This is a genomic window from Streptomyces sp. NPDC060366 (genome assembly GCF_042725135.1).
GTDB lineage: Bacteria > Actinomycetota > Actinomycetes > Streptomycetales > Streptomycetaceae > Streptomyces.
This window is the reverse complement of sequence record NZ_JBHXDC010000003.1, coordinates 635,438-652,866: the sequence shown is the minus strand read 5'-3', so window position 1 is coordinate 652,866 and position 17,429 is coordinate 635,438. Positions and strand designations below refer to the sequence as shown.

Genomic DNA, 17,429 nt, shown 5'->3' with positions numbered 1-17,429 from the left:
CGAGTGGTCATATCGCGGTCTGCCCCTACTCCCGGATTACGGGGATCGGTCCGGCGCCGTTCCGGGGGTCGGTCCGGCGGACCTCGTACACGAGAAGGACGGAACAGACGGTTCCGATCACGCCGGCCCCGGCGACGACCTGGTGCACGGGCAGGAACTCGGCGGCGAGACCGGCCAGCGCCATGCCGACGCCCTGCACCGTCATCAGCCCGGCGGTCATCAACGTCATGGCCCGGCCCCGGAGTTCGTCCGGGACCGCGTCCACGAACCACTGGTCGAGGCCGATGACGTAGACGGCGCCGACGCCGGACAGGGCGAGGGCGATCACGGCAAGGGCGATACCGGGCGTGACGGCGTAGAGGAGCAGGGGCAGCAGCCCCACGGCGGCGGACGGGAGCACGATCCGCGAGCGTGAGCGGGGGCTGAGCGCGGAGCCCGCGACGAGTTCGGCCGTGATGTGCCCGACGGGCATCGCGCACATCATCAGTCCGAGTGCGGCGGGGCCGACGCCGATCTGGTCGGCGTACGGCGCCATCAGCGCCTCCGACGCCACGACGAACATCGCGGGCACCCAGAAGAGCAGCGTCAGCGCGCGGATCCGCCGGTCGGCGAAGACCAGCCGGGCGCCGTCGAGGGAGTCCCGCAGGAGACTCGCGCCGCCGTCCTTCTTGAGAAGGCGGGCCGGCCTGTCCTTCGTGCCGAAGCGCAGCAGCGTGGCCGAGCAGAGGAAGGTGACGACGGTGATCGCGATCGCCCCGCGCGGGGGTACGACGGCCAGGAGGAGGCCGCCGACGGCGAACCCGACGAGGAGCGCGCTCTGCGACACGATCCGCAGGAGGGAGCGCCCGAGGACGTAGAGGTCTCCCTCCCCCAGGATGTCGGTGAGGGCCGCCATGCGGGTGCCGGTGAACACGGGCGCGACGGCGGCGACTGCGCACCGCAGCGCGAGGAGGCCCGCGACGGGCGTTCCGGGCACCACCATCACGGCGACGCACCCCGCGCAGACGAGATCGCACACGACGAGCACCCGCCGCGCCGGAAACCGGTCGGCGACGCCGGCGAGGAGCGTCCCGCCGAAGACGTAGGGCAGCAACCCGAGCGCGAAGGTGAGGGCACTGAGGAGGGGTGATCCGGTGAGGTCGTAGACGAGGACGGTGAGGGAGATCTCGGTGACGACGACCCCTAGGAGGGACAACAGATGCGCCGCGAACACAAAGCGGAACTCACGCACCCGGAACACATCGCGATAGCCACGCGCGTCCGAGCGGGCGGTTTCAGCGCGCCCGCCGTCCGCCACCTCGCCGGCCGGGCGGGCCGATTCAGCCCACCCGGCGATCGAGGACACGCCACCCGCCACGTCCGGCGCGGCCGGGGCCTCCGGACCGTCGGGCGTGGGAGCGCCGGCCCCGGTGACAACCGTCGGCCTCGCGGCTGGGCGCGGTAGTTCAGCCCGTCCGGCGATTGAGGACACCGCGCCCGCCACGTCCGGGGCGCGCGGGGGCTCCGGACCGTCGGGCGTGGGGGGCGGCGGGTGGGCTGGTTCGGTCGGCATGGGACGCAGCCTCGTCCGGGTCGGGCCCGGGTTCTAGACTTTCGGGTCCAGCCGAATCTTTCCGTACCGAGCGAGGACCCATCATGGCGTTCCAGTTGCACTTCGGGGAGCGCGATCTGCTGCGCTGCCGGTTCGCCCTGTCGCCGCTCTGGGAGACGCAGGAGGCCGTACGCACCCTCTCGCGGCCCGAGCGGCACGGGTATCACCTGCCGTGGCTGCGGCGGATCAGGGGCGCCGCGGCGGGTATCGATCTGCGGCGGCTGTGGCTGCTGATGCCGCAGATCGGGCACAACCCCGACTTCTTCTGCCCGCCGCCCGAGAGCCCCGTCGTCAGCTTCGCCGAGGAGATCGCGCTGGTGCGGTCGACGCCCCTCGACTCCGCCCGCCGGGACCTGACCCTCGCGCTCGCCGAGACGCCCGGCGCCGCCGAGAGCGGTCTCGGGCGCGAGATGCTGGACGATCCCGCGCGGGCGGTGCGGGAGCTCGCCGATCTGCTGGAGCAGGTCTGGCAGCGGTTGATCGAGCCCGACTGGCCCCGTCTGCGCGCCCTGCTCGAAGCCGACATCGCCTATCACTCGCGGCGGCTCGCCGAGGTCGGATTCGGGCGGCTGCTGGGCGAGTTGAGCCCCCGGCTCGTCTGGGCCGACTCCACCCTCACCGTCCTCGGCACGCGCGGCGACCACGACCGGGTGCTCGGCGGACGCGGGCTCGTCCTCGTACCGAGCGTCTTCACCTGGCCCGAGATCATCGGCGGGCACGAGCCACCGTGGCAGCCCGCCGTGATCTATCCGGCGCGCGGCATCGGCGGGCTGTGGACGGAGGCCGCCGACCGTACGCCGGACGCCCTCGCCCGGCTGCTCGGCCGGGTCCGGGCCGACGTCCTGTGCGCGCTCGACGAACCCGCCGGGACCACCGCGCTGGCGCACCGGCTGGGCCTCGCACCCTCCTCCGTGTCCGCGCATCTGTCGGTGCTGCGCGACGCGGGCCTGCTGACGTCGCGGCGCCATTCGCACCAGGTGCTGTACGAGCGGACACCGCTCGGGATCGCACTGGCGGTGTCGTAACAGCACGGATTGTGACCGTTATGTCACGATTGCCCAGTCCTGTGCTTCTCCGGTCGTTCAAGGGGGCTGGATGTCCAGCCGCACACCGTGCCGCCTCTCCGCCGCCGCCTCGGCCTCCGCCGCGGTGCTCGCACTCGCACCGGCCCTCGCCGCCTGCTCGTCCGGCTCCGACGCCCCCGCGCCCGGCAGGACCGGCACTGCGGCCGTACGCGGCGAGGCCGCCCCCAGTGGAGGCTCGCCCTTCTGGGTCGACCCGCAGAGCGACGCCGCCCGCCAGGTCGAGGAGTGGCAGGCCGAGGGCCGTACCGAGGACGCGAAGCTCCTCAAGCGGATCTCGGAGCGCCCCGTCGCCGACTGGCCCTCCGGCGACGACCCCGCCCCGGGGATCCGCAGGGCCGTCAAGGGCGCGGCGGGAAAGCGCACGGTGGTGCTCGTCGCGTACAACATCCCGCACCGCGACTGCGGCCTCTACTCGGCCGGCGGTGCCCGCGACGGCCGCGCCTACCTCGACTGGATCGACTCCTTCGCCGAAGCGATCGGCGACGCGCGCGCCCTGGTGATCCTGGAGCCGGACGCCGTCTCCCATCTGGTTGACGGCTGCACGCCCGCCGAGCACCACGCCGAGCGCAACCAGCTCCTCTCGGAGGCGATCGAGCGCCTGAAGGAGCAGCCGGGCACCAAGGTCTATCTGGACGCGGGCAACCCGAACTGGATCAAGGACCCGGAGAAGCTCGCGGAGCCGCTGCGCACGGCCGGTGTCGCCAAGGCGGACGGCTTCTCGCTCAACGTCTCCAACTTCGAGACGGACGACGCCGTCAAGACCTTCGGCACTCAGCTCTCCGGGCTCCTCGACGGCGCCCACTTCACCGTCGACACCAGCCGCAACGGCGAAGGCCCCCTCAAGGACGCGGGCGACGAGGCCTGGTGCAATCCGCCGGGCAGGTCGCTCGGTACGCCGCCGACCGCCGAGACCGGCGACGCGCTGGTCGACGCCTACCTGTGGATCAAACGGCCCGGCGACTCGGACGGCCCCTGCCGGGGCGGACCGGCCGCCGGTACCTGGTGGCCGGACTACGCGCTCGGACTCGCCCGCCGCGCCGGCACGTAGCGTCCGTACGGAGGCGAACCCGGCCCCCGGGCTACCCGCCCTTCACCTGGATCCACTTCGCCTCCGACGACACCCCCGCCGTGTCCGTGACGAACAGCATGTACCAGCCGGGCGGCACCAGCGTCGGGTCCGACGGGACGTCCACCGTCACCGAGCCGCCGCGCTTGGTCAGGGCGAGGTCGATCGAGCGCTGCTCCACGTCCGTGCTGTGCGTGACCGCGCTCGGCCGCATCAGCCGCGCCGTCTCGATCCGCTGCGAGTCGTCCGTACGGAAGGTCGCGCGCCCGTTCTGGTCGAGTTCCGTCGGCCCCTCCCCCAGCACCGGCCGCCGCTTCTCGCGTTCGCCTTCCAAGGAGGGCGGCGTGTAGATCTCCACGCGCTGCTCGAACGTGCCGAGTTTCGTGTTGTCGGCGTCGTCGAAGAGCGGGTCGGAGCCGAAGGTCGCCACCCGCCCGTCGGGCAGCAGCAGCGCCTCGGAGTGGTAGTTGCGGCCGACCGTCGGGTCGGCCGCCTTCTTGAAGGTGTTCGTCCTCGGGTCGTAGAACTGCGCCTTGAGGATGTCGCTGGCGTTGCGCCCCCGGTAGTCGGAGGAACCGCCGCTCGTGAAGACCGTGTCGTCCGGCATGATCACGCTGCTGAGATAGCGCGTGCCCTGCGGCAGGTCCGGCCCGGCCCGGAACGCCGGGCTGTCCTCCTTCAGGTCCACGATCGCCGTACGGGGCGTGGACCTGGACGACTCACCGACCCCGCCGCCGCCCATGACCATCACCCTCTGGTCCTGCGCGGGAGGCAGCACCAGCGAGGCCGAGGTCTCCGTCAGGTCGAGCCGGCTGAGCCCGTCGACCTTCGTGAAGATGTTCTTGTCCAGGTCCCACAGGCCCGGCTGGCGGCCGGCCGTGGCGGGCCCGTAACCCGCGTTCGAGCCCGAGTAGAACACCTTGCCGCCCTTGGTGAGGAAGAGCGCGGGATACGTCGGGAAGTAGCGCGTCGGGCCCTTGGACCACTTCTTGGACTTGGGGTCGTAGATCTCGTTGTCCCCGGTGAGTACGGCGCCGACGTCGTCCAGGCCCGAGACGGCGAGCACCCGGCCGTCCTCCAGGGTGACCAGCGTCGGGTACCAGCGGGCGTCCTTCATCGGGTCGACCCGGATGTACCTCTCCGTGACGGGATCGAACTCGTACGCCGCCTTGATCCCCTGGAAGTCCTGCTTCTCCGTGGTCAGCTTCTGCGCCAGGCCGTAGTGGTTCTTCGCGTCCTTGCCCTTGAGGCCGACGATCTCGTACTGCGCGGCCTCGGTCGTCAGCGCCCGCGGACCCTTCTCCACGGCCTCCACGAAGACGCGCGCCTCGCCCGCCGTGACCTTGGTCTTCCACGGCAGCATCCGGCCGCTCTCGGCGTACGAGATCTTGAAGTCCCGCTTCGCCTTGGGCACCGTGACGTCGAACTTGCTCACGTACTCGACACCGGACGGCGAGCGGAAGCGGGTGCCCTTCTTGAAGGTCCGCGCCTTGTCCGGGTTCTCGTTCTTGACGCGCATCCCGCCGCCCGCGCGGTTGACCTCCCCGTCGAGGACCTCGTAGCGCGCGGTGCCGCCGGCCACCAGCAGCCGCCCGTCGGGCAGTTGGGAGTGGCCCGAGCAGAAGAAGTCCTCGGGGGTGGGGATCTTCCGGTACGAGTTGTCCGCCGGGTCCCACAGGACGGTGTCGAAGGTGCCCGCGTCGAACTTCTCCTGGCTGTTGCCGGATCCGGCGATGAGCAGCACCTTGCCGGTGTGCAGCAGCGCGGCGTGGATCGCGTTGGTGCGGTACTCCTCGGGCACGTCCAGCACCTCCCAGGAGCCGTACCGCGCCTTGTAGCCGGGCTGCGCGATCTTGTACGCGTGGTATTTCTCCTCCGCGAAGGAGATGGCGGCCGGCGCGTTCAGCGACATCAGCACCAGCACGGCGCCACCGCCGAGCAGCGTCTTCTTGAACTTGCGCGAGGGCCGGTAGGCCATGACTCAGTTCCCTCCTGTCGTCGTGGCGAGCGCCGGCTCGGTCTGCTCCGGTCCGTCCTCGACGGGTCGGAGCGGGATCCGCGCGGCGTCGCGGCGACCGCGCAGGGTGGTCACGGCCCAGACGGCGACCGGGGCGAGCGAGATGACCAGCGCCAGTACGGCCCAGGTGCGCATCGCGGCGTGCGTGTGGCCGAAGTACACGGACGCCGCGAGCGAAGACGCCAGCACGAGTGCCCAGAACAGATGCAGCCGGAAGGTCATGAGACGGTCGGCGCTGGTCTGGCCGCCCTTGGGGGTGACCACGAACCGGCCACTGGTGCGCAGCACCGCCGAGCCAAGCGACTTGAGGTAGATCGGCGCGCAGAGCGCCGACATGACCATGCCGGCGAGTCCGCCGGACCCCTCGGGCTCGTGGGGCGAGACGTTGTGGCGCCGGTTCCAGAGGTACAGGCCGATCTGGCAGGCGGCGGCGTCGCTGTAGAGCATCAGCCAGAGCGAGGACGACACCTGGGTGCCGGAGGCGCCGAGCCAGAGAAACAGCACGCAGCTGAGGATGCCCAGGAGCCAGTTGATCGCGGTCATCGGGTAGTAGACGAGCATCAGCGTGTAGCTGAGGAGCCGGCCGGGCGGCACCCGGAACACCGCCTTGCCGTACTGCCTGAGGATGGTCTCGTACGTGCCCCGCGACCAGCGGAGCTGCTGGGTGAAGAAGTCGGTCCAGGACTCGGGGCCCTCGCCGACGGCGAGGACGTCCGGGGTGTAGACGGACCGCCAGTACCGCCCGGTCTGCGGGTTCCTCCCGCGGTGCAGTTCGAAGCCGGTGGCCATGTCCTCGGTGATGGAGTCGTAGAGGCCGCCGACCTGCTTGAGGGCGCTGATCCGTACGGCGTTGTTGGTGCCGACGAACATGGGCGCGTGGTAGTGGTTGCCGGCCCGCTGGATCAGCGCGTGGAAGAGGAACTGCTGCGACTCGGCCGCCTTGGTGACCGCCGAGTCGTAGTTGCCGTACACCTGCGGTCCGACGACGAAGGCGACGTCCGCGTCGCGGAAGAAGCCCAGCATCCTCTCCAGGAAGTTGGGCAGCGGCACGTGGTCGGTGTCGACAGAGGCGAAGAAGTCGTAGTCGTCGCCGTGCATCGCGAGCCAGGCGTTGTAGTTGCCGTGCTTGGTCCTGGCCTTGTGGACGCCCTTCTTACGGTTCCACTCGGGCACGCCGAGGCGGCTGAAGTGCCGCACCCCCAGCTCCCGGCAGAGCCGCCGGGCGGGCGGGTCGTCGCCCTCGTCCAGCAGCCAGATGTCGAGGGGGCCGCAGTGGCGCAGCCGTACGGCTCCTTCGAGGGTGGCCCGCAGCATGGAGAGCGGTTCCTTGCCGGGGACGTACGTGGTGACGAAGGCGACGCGGGTACCGAGCTCCGCGACGACCGGGACGGGGTCGCGGGCGACCAGCGTCGCGTGTGCGATGGAGGCGACGTTGACGAGCATGAAGAAGGCGATGAGCCCGATCGACACGAGCATCACGGTGTCGAGGACGACCAGCCAGCGGGCGGCGCCCTCGCGTTCGGTCCAGTGGGTCGGCCAGATCAGATAGACCATCAGCACGCCGGAGAGGAGGGGGGCCATGACCATGAGCGCGACGGCTCGCACCCGGTGGGGCTCCTGGGCCAGCAGACTCCTGTATCGCACCTGGTAGGCGGTGGTCCGGTCCGGCTCCGTCAGGGGGCCCGCGAGACGGCTGTGGGTTTCGTAGTCGTAGCCCTCCGGCCGCACGGTACCTCCAGCGATTGAGCGAGGTCGATATCCTCAGAAAAGTGGATATACCTCGGCGTGTCGACTGGGGTCGTCCGTGCGAGTGGCGGTAAGGGGCGCCGGATCGCGGGCGGTTAAGGCCCTGTACAGAGCCCGATCGCCGGACAGGCCGCGTGCGGCCCGTCCGGCGATCGGGTAGATGTCGCGCCGCCGTCAGCCGGCGAGGTGCCGCTCCAGCGTCTCGACCTTGGAATGGAGGCCGTCGGTGACGCCCGGCCGTACATCGGCCTTCAGGACGAGCGAGACGCGCGGGGCGCGCGCCTCGACGGCGGCGACCGCCCGCTTGACCACGTCCATCACCTCGTCCCACTCGCCCTCGACGGAGGTGAACATGGCGTCGGTGTGGTTCGGCAGCCCGGACTCGCGTACGACCCGGACGGCGTCGGCGACGTACTCCCCCACGTCCTCGCCCACACCGAGCGGCGTGATGGAGAAAGCGACGATCATGCGCTGACCGTGCCCTCGCGGCGGGCGCGCGAGGCGATGACCTCGTCCTCGGCCTCACGCTTGAGCTTGCGCTCGGCGAAGAAGCCGCCGGCCGGCAGGACCGACAGCACGAAGTAGAGGGCGGCGGTGCCGAGCGACCACTTGGTGCGCTTCCAGGCGTCCAGCCAGAAGATCACGTACAGGACGAAGAGCAGCCCGTGGATCGCACCCATCACCGGGACGGCGTTGAAGTCCGTCGTGCGCTTGAGCACGGAGCAGACGAGCAGCAGCAGGAAGGACACGGCCTCCGGCGCCGATACCAGGCGGAGACGGTGGAGGGATGAGGCGGTCTTGATGTCCACGAGGCAGGCACCTTCGTCGTCGGGGGGAGAAGCGTCGTGATCGTCGTGATCGTCGGCTCGTCGCTGCCGCCGCGCACGTGGCCGCGCGCGAGTGCCGCACGCGCGTGATCATCTTGTGAACGCGTGCACAAGCGACGTCTCATTGTGGCACCAGGCTTTGCCCGCTTTTTATCCGGGTCCGGATACCTTCGACCTGTGGCTCAGTTGCGACTCCAAGGCAGCAAGGTGCTCGCCGTCGACATGGCGGGCGACTCGGTACGGGCGAAGAACGGCTCGATGGTCGCCTACGACGGCCGGATGGCGTTCAAGAAGTTGTCCGGCGGCGGTGAGGGCATACGGGGGATGGTGACCCGGCGTCTGACCGGCGAACAGATGGTCATGATGGAGGTGAAGGGCGAGGGCACCTGCTTCTTCGCTGACCGCGCGAGCGAGATCAGTCTCGTCTCGCTGCACGGCGACAAGCTGTACGTGGAATCGAGCAACCTGCTGTGCACGGACGGCTGTCTGCGCACCGGCACCAGCTTCACCGGTCTGCGCGGCGGCGCGAGCGGCAACGGTCTGTTCACGACGACCGTCGAGGGCACGGGCCAGGCGGCGATCATGTCCGACGGCGTGGCCGTGGTGCTCCGGGTGACACCCCAGTACCCGCTCTCCGTCGACCCCGGCGCGTACGTCGCCCACCAGGGCAACCTCCAGCAGAACCTCCAGTCCGGTGTGAACTTCCGGACGATCATGGGCGAGGGCGGTGGCGAGGCCTTCCAGATGCGGTTCGAGGGCGACGGTCTGGTGTACGTGCAGCCGAGCGAGCGCAACACCGTCGGGGGCGATGTCTGATGCCGTTCCGGGAGATCAACTCGAAGATGGTCGAGGCGACGGTGGCACCCGGCCAGAAGATGTTCAGCCAGCGCGGCGCGATGCTCGCCTACCGGGGCGACGTCACGTTCACGCCGAACACGGCGGGCGGCCAGGGCGGTCTGATGTCGATGATCGGCCGGCGCGTGGCGGGTGAGGCGACCCCGCTGATGACGGTCGAGGGCAGCGGCACCGTGATGTTCGGTCACGGCGGGCACCACATCCAGGTGATCGGCCTTTCCGGCGACACCCTGTACGTGGAGGCGGACCGGCTGCTCGCGTTCGACGGGTCGCTGGAGCAGGGGACGATGTTCATGGGCGCGCAGGGCGGCGTGATGGGGATGGTGCGCGGCCAGGTGACGGGCCAGGGCCTGTTCACCACGACGCTCAAGGGTCATGGCTCGGTCGCCGTCATGGCGCACGGCGGGATCATCGAGCTGCCGATCGGCCAGGGCCGTACGGTCCATGTCGACCCGCAGGCGTACGTCGCCCACCACGGCGACGTCCGCAACAAACTCTCCACCGCGGTCGGCTGGCGCGACATGGTGGGCCGGGGCTCGGGCGAGGCGTTCCAGCTGGAGCTGAGCGGCAACGGTGCGGTGTACGTCCAGGCGTCGGAGGAGAAGCTGTGAGCGCGCCCGTGATCCACGACCCGACGACGCTGCCGAGCGACGACAACGTCAACGCATACACCTTCTGCGTGGAGCTCAAGGGGAGCCAGTGGTTCCTCCAGAAGGGCAAGATGATCGCCTACTACGGGCGGATCGACTTCAACGGCATCGGCCACGGCCGGCTCGACCGGCTGGTGCGCACCAGCTTCCACTCGCCGCTGCACGCGAGCGACTGGGTGGTGGCGGAGGGCAGCGGCAAGATGCTGCTCGCCGACCGCGCGTTCGACGTCAACTCCTTCGACCTGGAGAACGGCAATCTGACGGTCCGCTCCGGGAATCTGCTGGCGTACGAGCCGTCGCTGGCGCTCAAGCAGTCGATCGTGCCGGGCTTCCTGACCCTGATCGGCACGGGGAAGTTCGTGGCCGCGTCGAACGGTCCGGTGGTCTTCATGGAGCCGCCGCTGCGGGTGGATCCGCAGGCCCTGGTGGGCTGGGCGGACTGCCCGTCGCCGTGCCACCACTACGACCACGCCTATATGACCGGGGTGATGGGCGGGCTGCGGGCGATGAGCGGGCTCGGCGGATCGTCGGGCGAGGAGCACCAGTTCGAGTTCGTGGGGGCGGGGACGGTGCTTCTCCAGTCGAGCGAGGCACTGTTGGCCGAGACGGCTCGCGGTGTGGTGCCGAACGAACCGGGCGTACCGGGCGGCGGGGCCCCGCCGGCCGGACAGCCGGGCGGCACGCCCCGGATGCCCGGACAGCTGGGCGACCTCCAGCGACGCTTCGGGCTGTGAACGGTAGTCTGCGGAACGTAACCTCGAACGTGTGCGCCTTTCCTGTGCCCGGCGTCACACTCGCGGACTTCGTCCAAATTTCAACATCTTAGGTAGAATTCATATATGGAGACCGAGACGGCCACCCGCTGGCTGAGTGACGCGGAGCAGTGCACCTGGCGCACCCATCTGGACGTCAGCAGACTGCTGATGCACCAGTTGGAGAAGGACCTCCAGCCGTTCGGGCTGACGAACAACGACTACGAGATCCTGGTCAACCTCTCCGAGGCCGACGAGAGGCGTCTGCGGATGAGCGACCTCGCCGCCGCCACGCTTCAGTCCAAGAGCCGTCTCTCGCACCAGATCACCCGGCTGGAGACCGCGGGCCTGGTCCGCCGGGAGAACTGCGAGTCGGACCGCCGCGGCCTCTTCGCCGTCCTCACCGATCAGGGCATGGAGACGATGCAGAAGGTCGCTCCGCACCACGTCGCCTCCGTACGGAAGCACTTCATCGACCTCCTGCCGCCCGAGGCTCTCGCCGCGCTGAGCAAGTCACTCACGCCGGTCGCCGAGCATCTGCGCGGGCGCCGCGCCAAGAGCTGAGGCACCGGCCGGGACCGGTTGCTCCGGATCCCGGCCCGCGGCGGGCAGGCGCAGCTCGAACAGGGCGCCGCCCGCCTCGGCTCGGCCGACCTCCAGCGTGCCGCCGTGACGGTGTGCCACGTCGCGGGCGATCGCGAGGCCCAGCCCGGCGCCGCCGTCGTCCCTGCTGCGGGCGTCGTCGAGGCGTACGAACCGCTCGAAGATCCGCTCCCGCTCCGCCTCCGGCACCCCCGCCCCGTCGTCGGAGACCGCGAGCACCACCGAACCACCCTCCCGGCGCACCGTCGCCCGGATCTCGCCCGCCGCGTGGCGCTGCGCGTTGTCCAGCAGATTGCCCAGCACCCGCGCCAACTGGCCGCGTGAGCCGGTCACTTCGGCGCTGTCCCGGACCTCCGGGACCACCGGGATCCGGTCGGCCGACCGCTGCGAGACCTCCTCGCGCACCAGCGCGGCCAGATCCAGCCGCGTACGCCCGGCCTGCTCCCCCGCGTCGAGACGGGCCAGCAGCAGCAGGTCGGCGGCGAGCTGCTGGAGCCGTACGGTGTCGGCCACCGCGCCCGGCACGTCCAGCAACTCCGGGTGGGCCGCGCCCACTTCGAGCTGGGTGCGGAGCGAGGCGATCGGACTGCGCAGCTCGTGGGAGGCGTCGGCGACGAAACGGCGCTGGCGCTCGACGGAGGCTTCGAGCGCGGTGAGCGTCTCGTTGGTCGTACGGGCCAGCTTCGCGACCTCGTCGTGGGTGCCCGGCTCGGGCACCCGCCTGCTCAGGTCCTCGGAGGCGGTGATGGCGGCCATCTCGCGCCTGATGCCCTCCACGGGCTTCAGCGCGCGCCGTGTCACCAGCCAGGTCACACCGCCGACGACGACGAGCAGGGCGGGCAGCCCGATGACCATCGCGATCTGCGCGGCGGCCACGGCGCTCTGCTGCGGGCCGAGCGAGGCGCCGACATGGACCAGATAGGGGCCGCCGGCCATCCCGGTGACCCGGCGCTCCGAGAAGCGGTAGTCCACGGTCGTGCCGTCGACGGTCACGCTTCCGTCGCTGTGCCCGACGGGCCGGGAGACCTTTCCGTCCGCCGGGGCGCCCGGGGGCCGGCTGTCGTCGTCGCTGTCGTCCCCGCCGTCGTCGTCACCACCGCTGTCGTCGTCGTTGTCGTCATCGTCGTCACCGGTCGGCGTGGGCGACGGGGTGGGAGTGGGGGTCGGCGCCGTCGTGGGCGGGGGCGACGCGGGCCGCACGGCGGCCACCCCGGTACCGGTGATGCTCTCCATGTCCTCGCTCGCGGTCAGCAGCCGACCCGCCGCGTCGGTCACCTGGGTCGGGTGGTCCTCGCTGTCCGGCAGCTCCAGCTCGCCGATGAGCGTGTGATTCGCGATCTGCTGGGCGACCTCGTTCGACCACTGGTCGGCCTGGCCCTCGGCCTGGTCGGTCAGGTTCGAGCGCAGCGCGAACAGCAGGGCGAACGCGGCGGCCACCAGGGCCACGGCCACGACGAGGGTCGCGGCGAGCGCGGCCCGGGACCGTACGGAGGAGAAGGGGCGTCTCATACGGCGACCAGCCGGTACCCGGCGCCGCGCACCGTCTGGATCGTCGTGGCGCCGAGCTTGCGGCGCAGCGCGCTGATGTAGACCTCGATGATGTTGGGGTCGCCGTCGTACGCGAAGTCCCAGACGTGCTCCAGGATCTCGGGCTTGCCGACGATCTGTCCGGCCCGGACCGCGAGCTGTTCCAGCACCGCGAACTCCTTGGCGGTGAGGGTGATCTCGGTGTCCCCGCGGTGGACGCGGCGGGTCGCGGTGTCGACGCTGAGGGTGCCGACGCGCAGGACGGGCGAGGCCCCGGCGGAACCGCGGCGGCGCAGCAGCGCCTTGACCCGGGCGACGAGCACGACGTACGAGAACGGCTTGGTCAGATAGTCGTCGGCGCCGGTGTCCAGGCCCTCGGCCTCGTCGTACTCGCCGTCCTTGGCCGTCAGCATCAGGATCGGTACGTCGTTGCCGGCGGCGCGCAGGGCGGCGCAGACGCGGTAGCCGTTCATGCCGGGCAGCATGATGTCGAGCACGATCAGGTCGTACGTGCCCTCACCGGCCAGATGGAGCCCTTCGAGGCCGTCGTGCACGACGTCCACGGCGAAGCCCTCGGCCCGCAGGCCCTTGGCGAGCGACACCGCGAGCCGCTTCTCGTCCTCAACAATCAACAGGCGCATGCGGACAGCCTCCCAAAACGAACCTGAAGACGGCTTCAGGTGGCTTCAGGCTGCCTTCAGCTTCCGTCAGCGAGATTGAGGTCAAGCGAAAACGGCCCGACGGGGAGGAACCCTCATGAAGCGCAATCTTGTCATCGCCAGTATCACCGCGGCGGCTCTGATCAGCGGCGGTACGTACACGGCGGTCGCGATGGGTGCGACCGACACCGGCGCTGACGCCGCGCCGAAGACGGTCTCATCGGCGTCGCTCGTGAACGACGACGACCGCGACGACCGCGACGACCGGAACGAGCCGAACGAGCCGAACGACGACCGGGACGACAACGGCCGCGACGACGACACCAGCGCCAACGGCAACGGCGGCGGGAGCGGCAGCGGCAGCGGCAGCGGCAGCGGCAAGGACGACACCTCGGCGGCGGGCTCGAAGCTCACCGCGGCCCAGGCCGCCGCGGCGGCGCTCAAGCAGCACCCGGGCAAGGTGGAGTCCGTCGATCTGGACGACGACGATGACGACGACGACCGCTCGTCCGGCGGCCGGCACTGGGAGGTCGACATCATCGGCCAGGACGGCAAGTGGTACGACCTGCGGGTCGACGCCTCGACCGGTGCGGTCCGCGCGGACAACGACGACGACGATGACGACGACGACCGCCAGGAGCGCGACGCGGTGCGCGGCGCCCAGGTGGACGCCGGGGGAGCGGCCGCCGCCGCGCTCAAGAAGCACCCCGGCGCCGTGACGTCGATCGACTCGGACGACGACGACCGCAAGGCCGACCACTGGGAGGTGACGGTGCGGGGCGACGACGGCCGTACGCACGAGGTGACGGTCGACATGTCCTCCGGCAAGGTGGCCGCGGACCGTGACGACAGCGACGACCGTGACGACGACGGCGATGACGGCGATGACCGCGACGACCGCGACGACGACCGTGGTGACGACGACGGCGACGACGACTGAGCTCCGCGGCCACGGGCCGCGATTGTCCTCGGGCGCGGGACAGGACGCATCTGCGTCCCGTCCCGCGCCCTCGAAGATCCGCCGGACAGGGCCTGGGGCCTGTCGTTTGGATCAGGCCGGATCAGGGAGTGCCCGCCGCGCCAGCGGCTGATGTCCGCGTTGGTGCGTGCGAGCGCAAGGCGGAGGAGGGAGACAACGCGGAGCGTCGGCGACCGACGACAACGCGGCGGGCGTGCGCACCAGGGACCGCGAGCCCGGCAAGACCCGAACGACAGGCCCTAGCCGCCCGTCAGTCCCGCCACCAGTTCGTCCGCCGCCGCGTACGGGTCCAGTTGGCCCGCGACGATCCGCCGCGCCAGCGCACCCAGGCGCCGGTCGCCGCGCAGGTCGTCGATGCGTTCGCGGAGGGCGGTGACGGCGATGGTCTCCACCTCACGGGCCGCGCGCCGGGCCCGCCGCTGGTCGAGCACGTCGTGCTTCTCCAGCCACGCGCGGTGCTTCTCCAGGGCCTCGACGAACTCGTCGATGCCCTGGTTGCGCGCCGCGACCGTCTTGACGATGGGCGGGCGCCAGTCGACGGGGCCGCGGGCCTCGCCGAGAGCGAGCATGTGGTTCAGCTCCCGCGCGGTCGCGTCGGCGCCGTCGCGGTCCGCCTTGTTGACGACGTAGACGTCACCGATCTCCAGGATCCCGGCCTTGGCCGCCTGGATGCCGTCCCCCATGCCGGGCGCGAGCAGCACCACCGAGGTGTCGGCCTGGGAGGCGATCTCCACCTCCGACTGACCGACCCCGACGGTCTCCACCAGGATCACGTCGCAGCCGGCCGCGTCCAGCACCCGGATCGCCTGCGGCGCCGACCAGGCGAGCCCGCCGAGATGGCCGCGCGTCGCCATGGAGCGGATGTAGACGCCGGGGTCCGACGCGTGGTCGGACATCCGGACCCGGTCCCCCAGCAGCGCGCCGCCGGAGAAGGGTGACGAGGGGTCGACGGCCAGGACGCCGACGCGCTTGCCCGCCTTGCGGTAGGCGGACACCAGCGTCGATGTCGTTGTCGATTTACCGACACCGGGTGAACCGGTGAGCCCGATGACGTACGCGCCGCCCGCCAGTGGCGCCAGCGCCGCCATCACCTCGCGCAGTTGCGGCGACGCCCCTTCGACCAGCGAGATAAGCCGTGCCACCGCCCGGGGCCGGCCTTCCCGTGCCTGGGCCACCAGTTGGGGGACGTCCACCGTCATCCGTACCGCGCTCCGTTCCGATCCGTTGTCAGCGACCCTGGCCATCGTGTTGTCCGGCTACGCCTTCGGCACCCGCGTCATGCCTTGGGCACCCGCACGATCAACGCGTCGCCCTGACCGCCGCCGCCGCACAGCGCCGCCGCGCCCACGCCGCCGCCGCGCCGCTTCAGTTCGAGCGCCAGGTGCAGCACCAGCCGGGCGCCGGACATGCCGATCGGGTGACCGAGGGCGATCGCGCCGCCGTTCACGTTCACCTTTTCAGGGGATACGCCCAGCTCCTTCGTCGACTGGACGGCGACCGCGGCGAACGCCTCGTTCATCTCGATCAGATCCAGGTCGTCGACGGCGATGCCCTCCTTCTTCAGCGCGTGCCTGATCGCGTTCGCGGGCTGCGACTGGAGCGAGTTGTCCGGCCCCGCCACATTGCCGTGCGCGCCGATCTCCGCGATCCACTCCAGGCCCAGCTCCAGCGCCTTGGCCTTGCTCATGACCACGACGGCCGCCGCGCCGTCGGAGATCTGCGACGAGGAGCCCGCCGTGATCGTGCCGTCCTTGGCGAAGGCGGGCCGCAGCCGGCCCAGGGACTCGACGGTCGTCTCGGGGCGGATGCCCTCGTCCTGGTCGAAGACCACCGGGTCGCCCTTGCGCTGCGGGATCTCGACGGGCGTGATCTCGGCCTGGAAGACACCGTTCTTCTGCGCGGCGGCGGCCCGCTGGTGGGACTGCGCCGCGACCTCGTCCTGCTCGGGCCTGGCGATCGCGAGACGGGTGTTGTGCTTCTCCGTGGAGGCGCCCATGGCGATGGACTCGAACGGGTCGGTCAGACCGTCGTGCGCCATCGCGTCCAGCATCTCGATCGCGCCGTACTTGTAGCCCTCACGGGACTTCGGCAGCAGATGCGGCGCGTTGGTCATGGACTCCTGGCCGCCCGCGACCACGATGTCGAACTCGCCCGCGCGGATCAGCTGGTCGGCCAGCGCGATCGCGTCGAGGCCGGAGAGACAGACCTTGTTGATCGTGAGCGCGGGAACGTCCATCGGGATGCCGGCCTTGACGGCGGCCTGTCGCGCCGGGATCTGCCCCGCCCCGGCCTGGAGCACCTGACCCATGATCACGTACTGCACCTGCGCACCGGTGACGCCGGCCCGCTCCAGCGCGGCCTTGATGGCGAAGCCGCCGAGATCGGCGCCGGAGAAGGGCTTCAGCGATCCGAGCAGCCTGCCCATGGGCGTACGCGCACCGGCGACGATGACGGAGGTGGTGTTGGTGTTCGAATCCGGCATGAGATGGGACCCCTTTGCCTGACGATTGGGGGTTAACGAGGGTTCACCAAATGTACTGACCACTCAGGTCCCGGGTCACCTGGCAACGAGTGTGACGGCGCGCACGTTGCGTAACCGGTCGGTTGGCGCTGCACTGTGCGCATGCTGACGCGAATCGACCACATCGGAATCGCCTGTCACGACCTCGACGCCACCGTCGAGTTCTACCGGGCCACCTACGGCTTCGAGGTGTTCCACACCGAGGTCAACGAGGAGCAGGGCGTACGGGAGGCCATGCTCAAGATCAACGAGACCTCGGACGGCGGGGCCTCGTACCTCCAGCTGCTCGAACCGGTCCGCGAGGACTCGGCCGTGGGCAAGTGGCTGGCCAAGAACGGCGAGGGGGTCCACCACATCGCCTTCGGCACCGCCGATGTCGACGGGGACTCGGAGGCGATCCGGGACAAGGGGGTGCGGGTCCTGTACGACGAGCCGCGCACCGGCTCGATGGGCTCCCGCATCACGTTTCTCCACCCCAAGGACTGTCACGGAGTCCTGACGGAACTCGTCACCTCGGCGGCGAAGCCCCAAGAGCACTGACCCGAACGATT

At 70.6% G+C, this 17,429-nt stretch carries 17 protein-coding genes; 8 read left to right on the top strand and 9 right to left on the bottom strand.

The annotated features are described in order from the left end of the window. Nucleotides 1-25: 25 nt before the first annotated feature. Nucleotides 26-1,552: an MFS transporter gene (locus tag ACFWHU_RS11855; protein ID WP_387224727.1), complete on the bottom strand. Its 1,527-nt coding sequence runs from the start codon at nt 1,550-1,552 to the stop codon at nt 26-28. An 83-nt stretch (nt 1,553-1,635) separates the two neighbouring features. Between ACFWHU_RS11855 and ACFWHU_RS11850 the strand changes: the two genes are divergently transcribed. Together ACFWHU_RS11850 and ACFWHU_RS11845 are read left to right on the top strand one after the other, a co-directional pair. Further along, nucleotides 1,636-2,616, top strand: a complete 981-nt coding sequence (locus tag ACFWHU_RS11850) for a DUF5937 family protein (RefSeq protein WP_387224726.1) — start codon at nt 1,636-1,638, stop codon at nt 2,614-2,616. 70 nt (nt 2,617-2,686) lie between these two features. Then, entirely contained in the window at nt 2,687-3,724 is a 1,038-nt protein-coding gene (locus tag ACFWHU_RS11845; protein ID WP_387224725.1) for a glycoside hydrolase family 6 protein, read from the top strand. Between the two features lie 31 nt (nt 3,725-3,755). On the opposite strand, the gene ACFWHU_RS11840 is transcribed toward ACFWHU_RS11845, so the two are convergent. From ACFWHU_RS11840 to ACFWHU_RS11825, 4 genes are all read right to left on the bottom strand, one after another. After that, nucleotides 3,756-5,720: a galactose oxidase-like domain-containing protein gene (locus ACFWHU_RS11840; protein ID WP_385801002.1), complete on the bottom strand. Its 1,965-nt coding sequence runs from the start codon at nt 5,718-5,720 to the stop codon at nt 3,756-3,758. Nucleotides 5,721-5,723: 3 nt separating this feature from the next. After that, entirely contained in the window at nt 5,724-7,487 is a 1,764-nt protein-coding gene (locus ACFWHU_RS11835; RefSeq protein WP_387224723.1) for a glycosyltransferase family 2 protein, read from the bottom strand. A gap of 192 nt (nt 7,488-7,679) precedes the next feature. Further along, the gene (locus tag ACFWHU_RS11830) at nt 7,680-7,973 is read right to left on the bottom strand and encodes an MTH1187 family thiamine-binding protein (protein ID WP_382567084.1); all 294 of its coding nucleotides are present in this window, start codon (nt 7,971-7,973) and stop codon (nt 7,680-7,682) included. Further along, nucleotides 7,970-8,314 carry a DUF3817 domain-containing protein gene (locus ACFWHU_RS11825; protein WP_385801006.1) on the bottom strand — a complete coding sequence of 115 codons (345 nt, stop codon included), beginning with the start codon at nt 8,312-8,314 and terminating at the stop codon, nt 7,970-7,972. Before ACFWHU_RS11825 ends, ACFWHU_RS11830 begins: the two co-directional genes overlap by 4 nt. 195 nt (nt 8,315-8,509) lie before the next feature. On the opposite strand from ACFWHU_RS11825, the gene ACFWHU_RS11820 reads away from it, so the two are divergent. The 4 genes from ACFWHU_RS11820 to ACFWHU_RS11805 all read left to right on the top strand — a co-directional run bounded on the left by ACFWHU_RS11820 (nt 8,510) and on the right by ACFWHU_RS11805 (nt 11,153). Then, a complete protein-coding gene (locus ACFWHU_RS11820; RefSeq protein ID WP_387224722.1) occupies nt 8,510-9,148 on the top strand; it encodes an AIM24 family protein in 639 nt (212 codons plus the stop codon). Next, nucleotides 9,148-9,798: an AIM24 family protein gene (locus tag ACFWHU_RS11815; RefSeq protein ID WP_385801010.1), complete on the top strand. Its 651-nt coding sequence runs from the start codon at nt 9,148-9,150 to the stop codon at nt 9,796-9,798. Before ACFWHU_RS11820 ends, ACFWHU_RS11815 begins: the two co-directional genes overlap by 1 nt. After that, on the top strand, nt 9,795-10,571 hold the full coding sequence (locus tag ACFWHU_RS11810; RefSeq protein WP_385801013.1) for an AIM24 family protein: 777 nt from the start codon (nt 9,795-9,797) through the stop codon (nt 10,569-10,571). Before ACFWHU_RS11815 ends, ACFWHU_RS11810 begins: the two co-directional genes overlap by 4 nt. A 105-nt stretch (nt 10,572-10,676) precedes the next feature. Next, nucleotides 10,677-11,153 carry a MarR family winged helix-turn-helix transcriptional regulator gene (locus tag ACFWHU_RS11805; RefSeq protein ID WP_385801014.1) on the top strand — a complete coding sequence of 159 codons (477 nt, stop codon included), beginning with the start codon at nt 10,677-10,679 and terminating at the stop codon, nt 11,151-11,153. Here the strand turns inward: ACFWHU_RS11805 and ACFWHU_RS11800 are convergent. Together ACFWHU_RS11800 and ACFWHU_RS11795 are read right to left on the bottom strand one after the other, a co-directional pair. Next, nucleotides 11,103-12,701: a sensor histidine kinase gene (locus tag ACFWHU_RS11800; RefSeq protein WP_387224721.1), complete on the bottom strand. Its 1,599-nt coding sequence runs from the start codon at nt 12,699-12,701 to the stop codon at nt 11,103-11,105. The genes ACFWHU_RS11805 and ACFWHU_RS11800 overlap by 51 nt on opposite strands. Continuing rightward, nucleotides 12,698-13,360: a response regulator transcription factor gene (locus ACFWHU_RS11795; protein WP_385801019.1), complete on the bottom strand. Its 663-nt coding sequence runs from the start codon at nt 13,358-13,360 to the stop codon at nt 12,698-12,700. The genes ACFWHU_RS11800 and ACFWHU_RS11795 overlap by 4 nt, the downstream gene beginning before the upstream one ends. Before the next feature lie 115 nt (nt 13,361-13,475). On the opposite strand from ACFWHU_RS11795, the gene ACFWHU_RS11790 reads away from it, so the two are divergent. Further along, on the top strand, nt 13,476-14,318 hold the full coding sequence (locus tag ACFWHU_RS11790; RefSeq protein ID WP_387224719.1) for a PepSY domain-containing protein: 843 nt from the start codon (nt 13,476-13,478) through the stop codon (nt 14,316-14,318). Nucleotides 14,319-14,596: 278 nt separating this feature from the next. On the opposite strand, the gene meaB is transcribed toward ACFWHU_RS11790, so the two are convergent. Both meaB and ACFWHU_RS11780 read right to left on the bottom strand, forming a co-directional pair. Then, entirely contained in the window at nt 14,597-15,556 is a 960-nt protein-coding gene (gene meaB, locus ACFWHU_RS11785) for a methylmalonyl Co-A mutase-associated GTPase MeaB (RefSeq protein ID WP_387224837.1), read from the bottom strand. A 77-nt stretch (nt 15,557-15,633) separates the two neighbouring features. After that, on the bottom strand, nt 15,634-16,839 hold the full coding sequence (locus ACFWHU_RS11780; RefSeq protein WP_385801023.1) for an acetyl-CoA C-acetyltransferase: 1,206 nt from the start codon (nt 16,837-16,839) through the stop codon (nt 15,634-15,636). 141 nt (nt 16,840-16,980) lie between these two features. Between ACFWHU_RS11780 and mce the strand changes: the two genes are divergently transcribed. Continuing rightward, nucleotides 16,981-17,418, top strand: coding sequence for a methylmalonyl-CoA epimerase (mce, locus tag ACFWHU_RS11775; RefSeq protein WP_385801025.1), 438 nt, complete (start codon nt 16,981-16,983; stop codon nt 17,416-17,418). Nucleotides 17,419-17,429 lie beyond the last annotated feature (11 nt).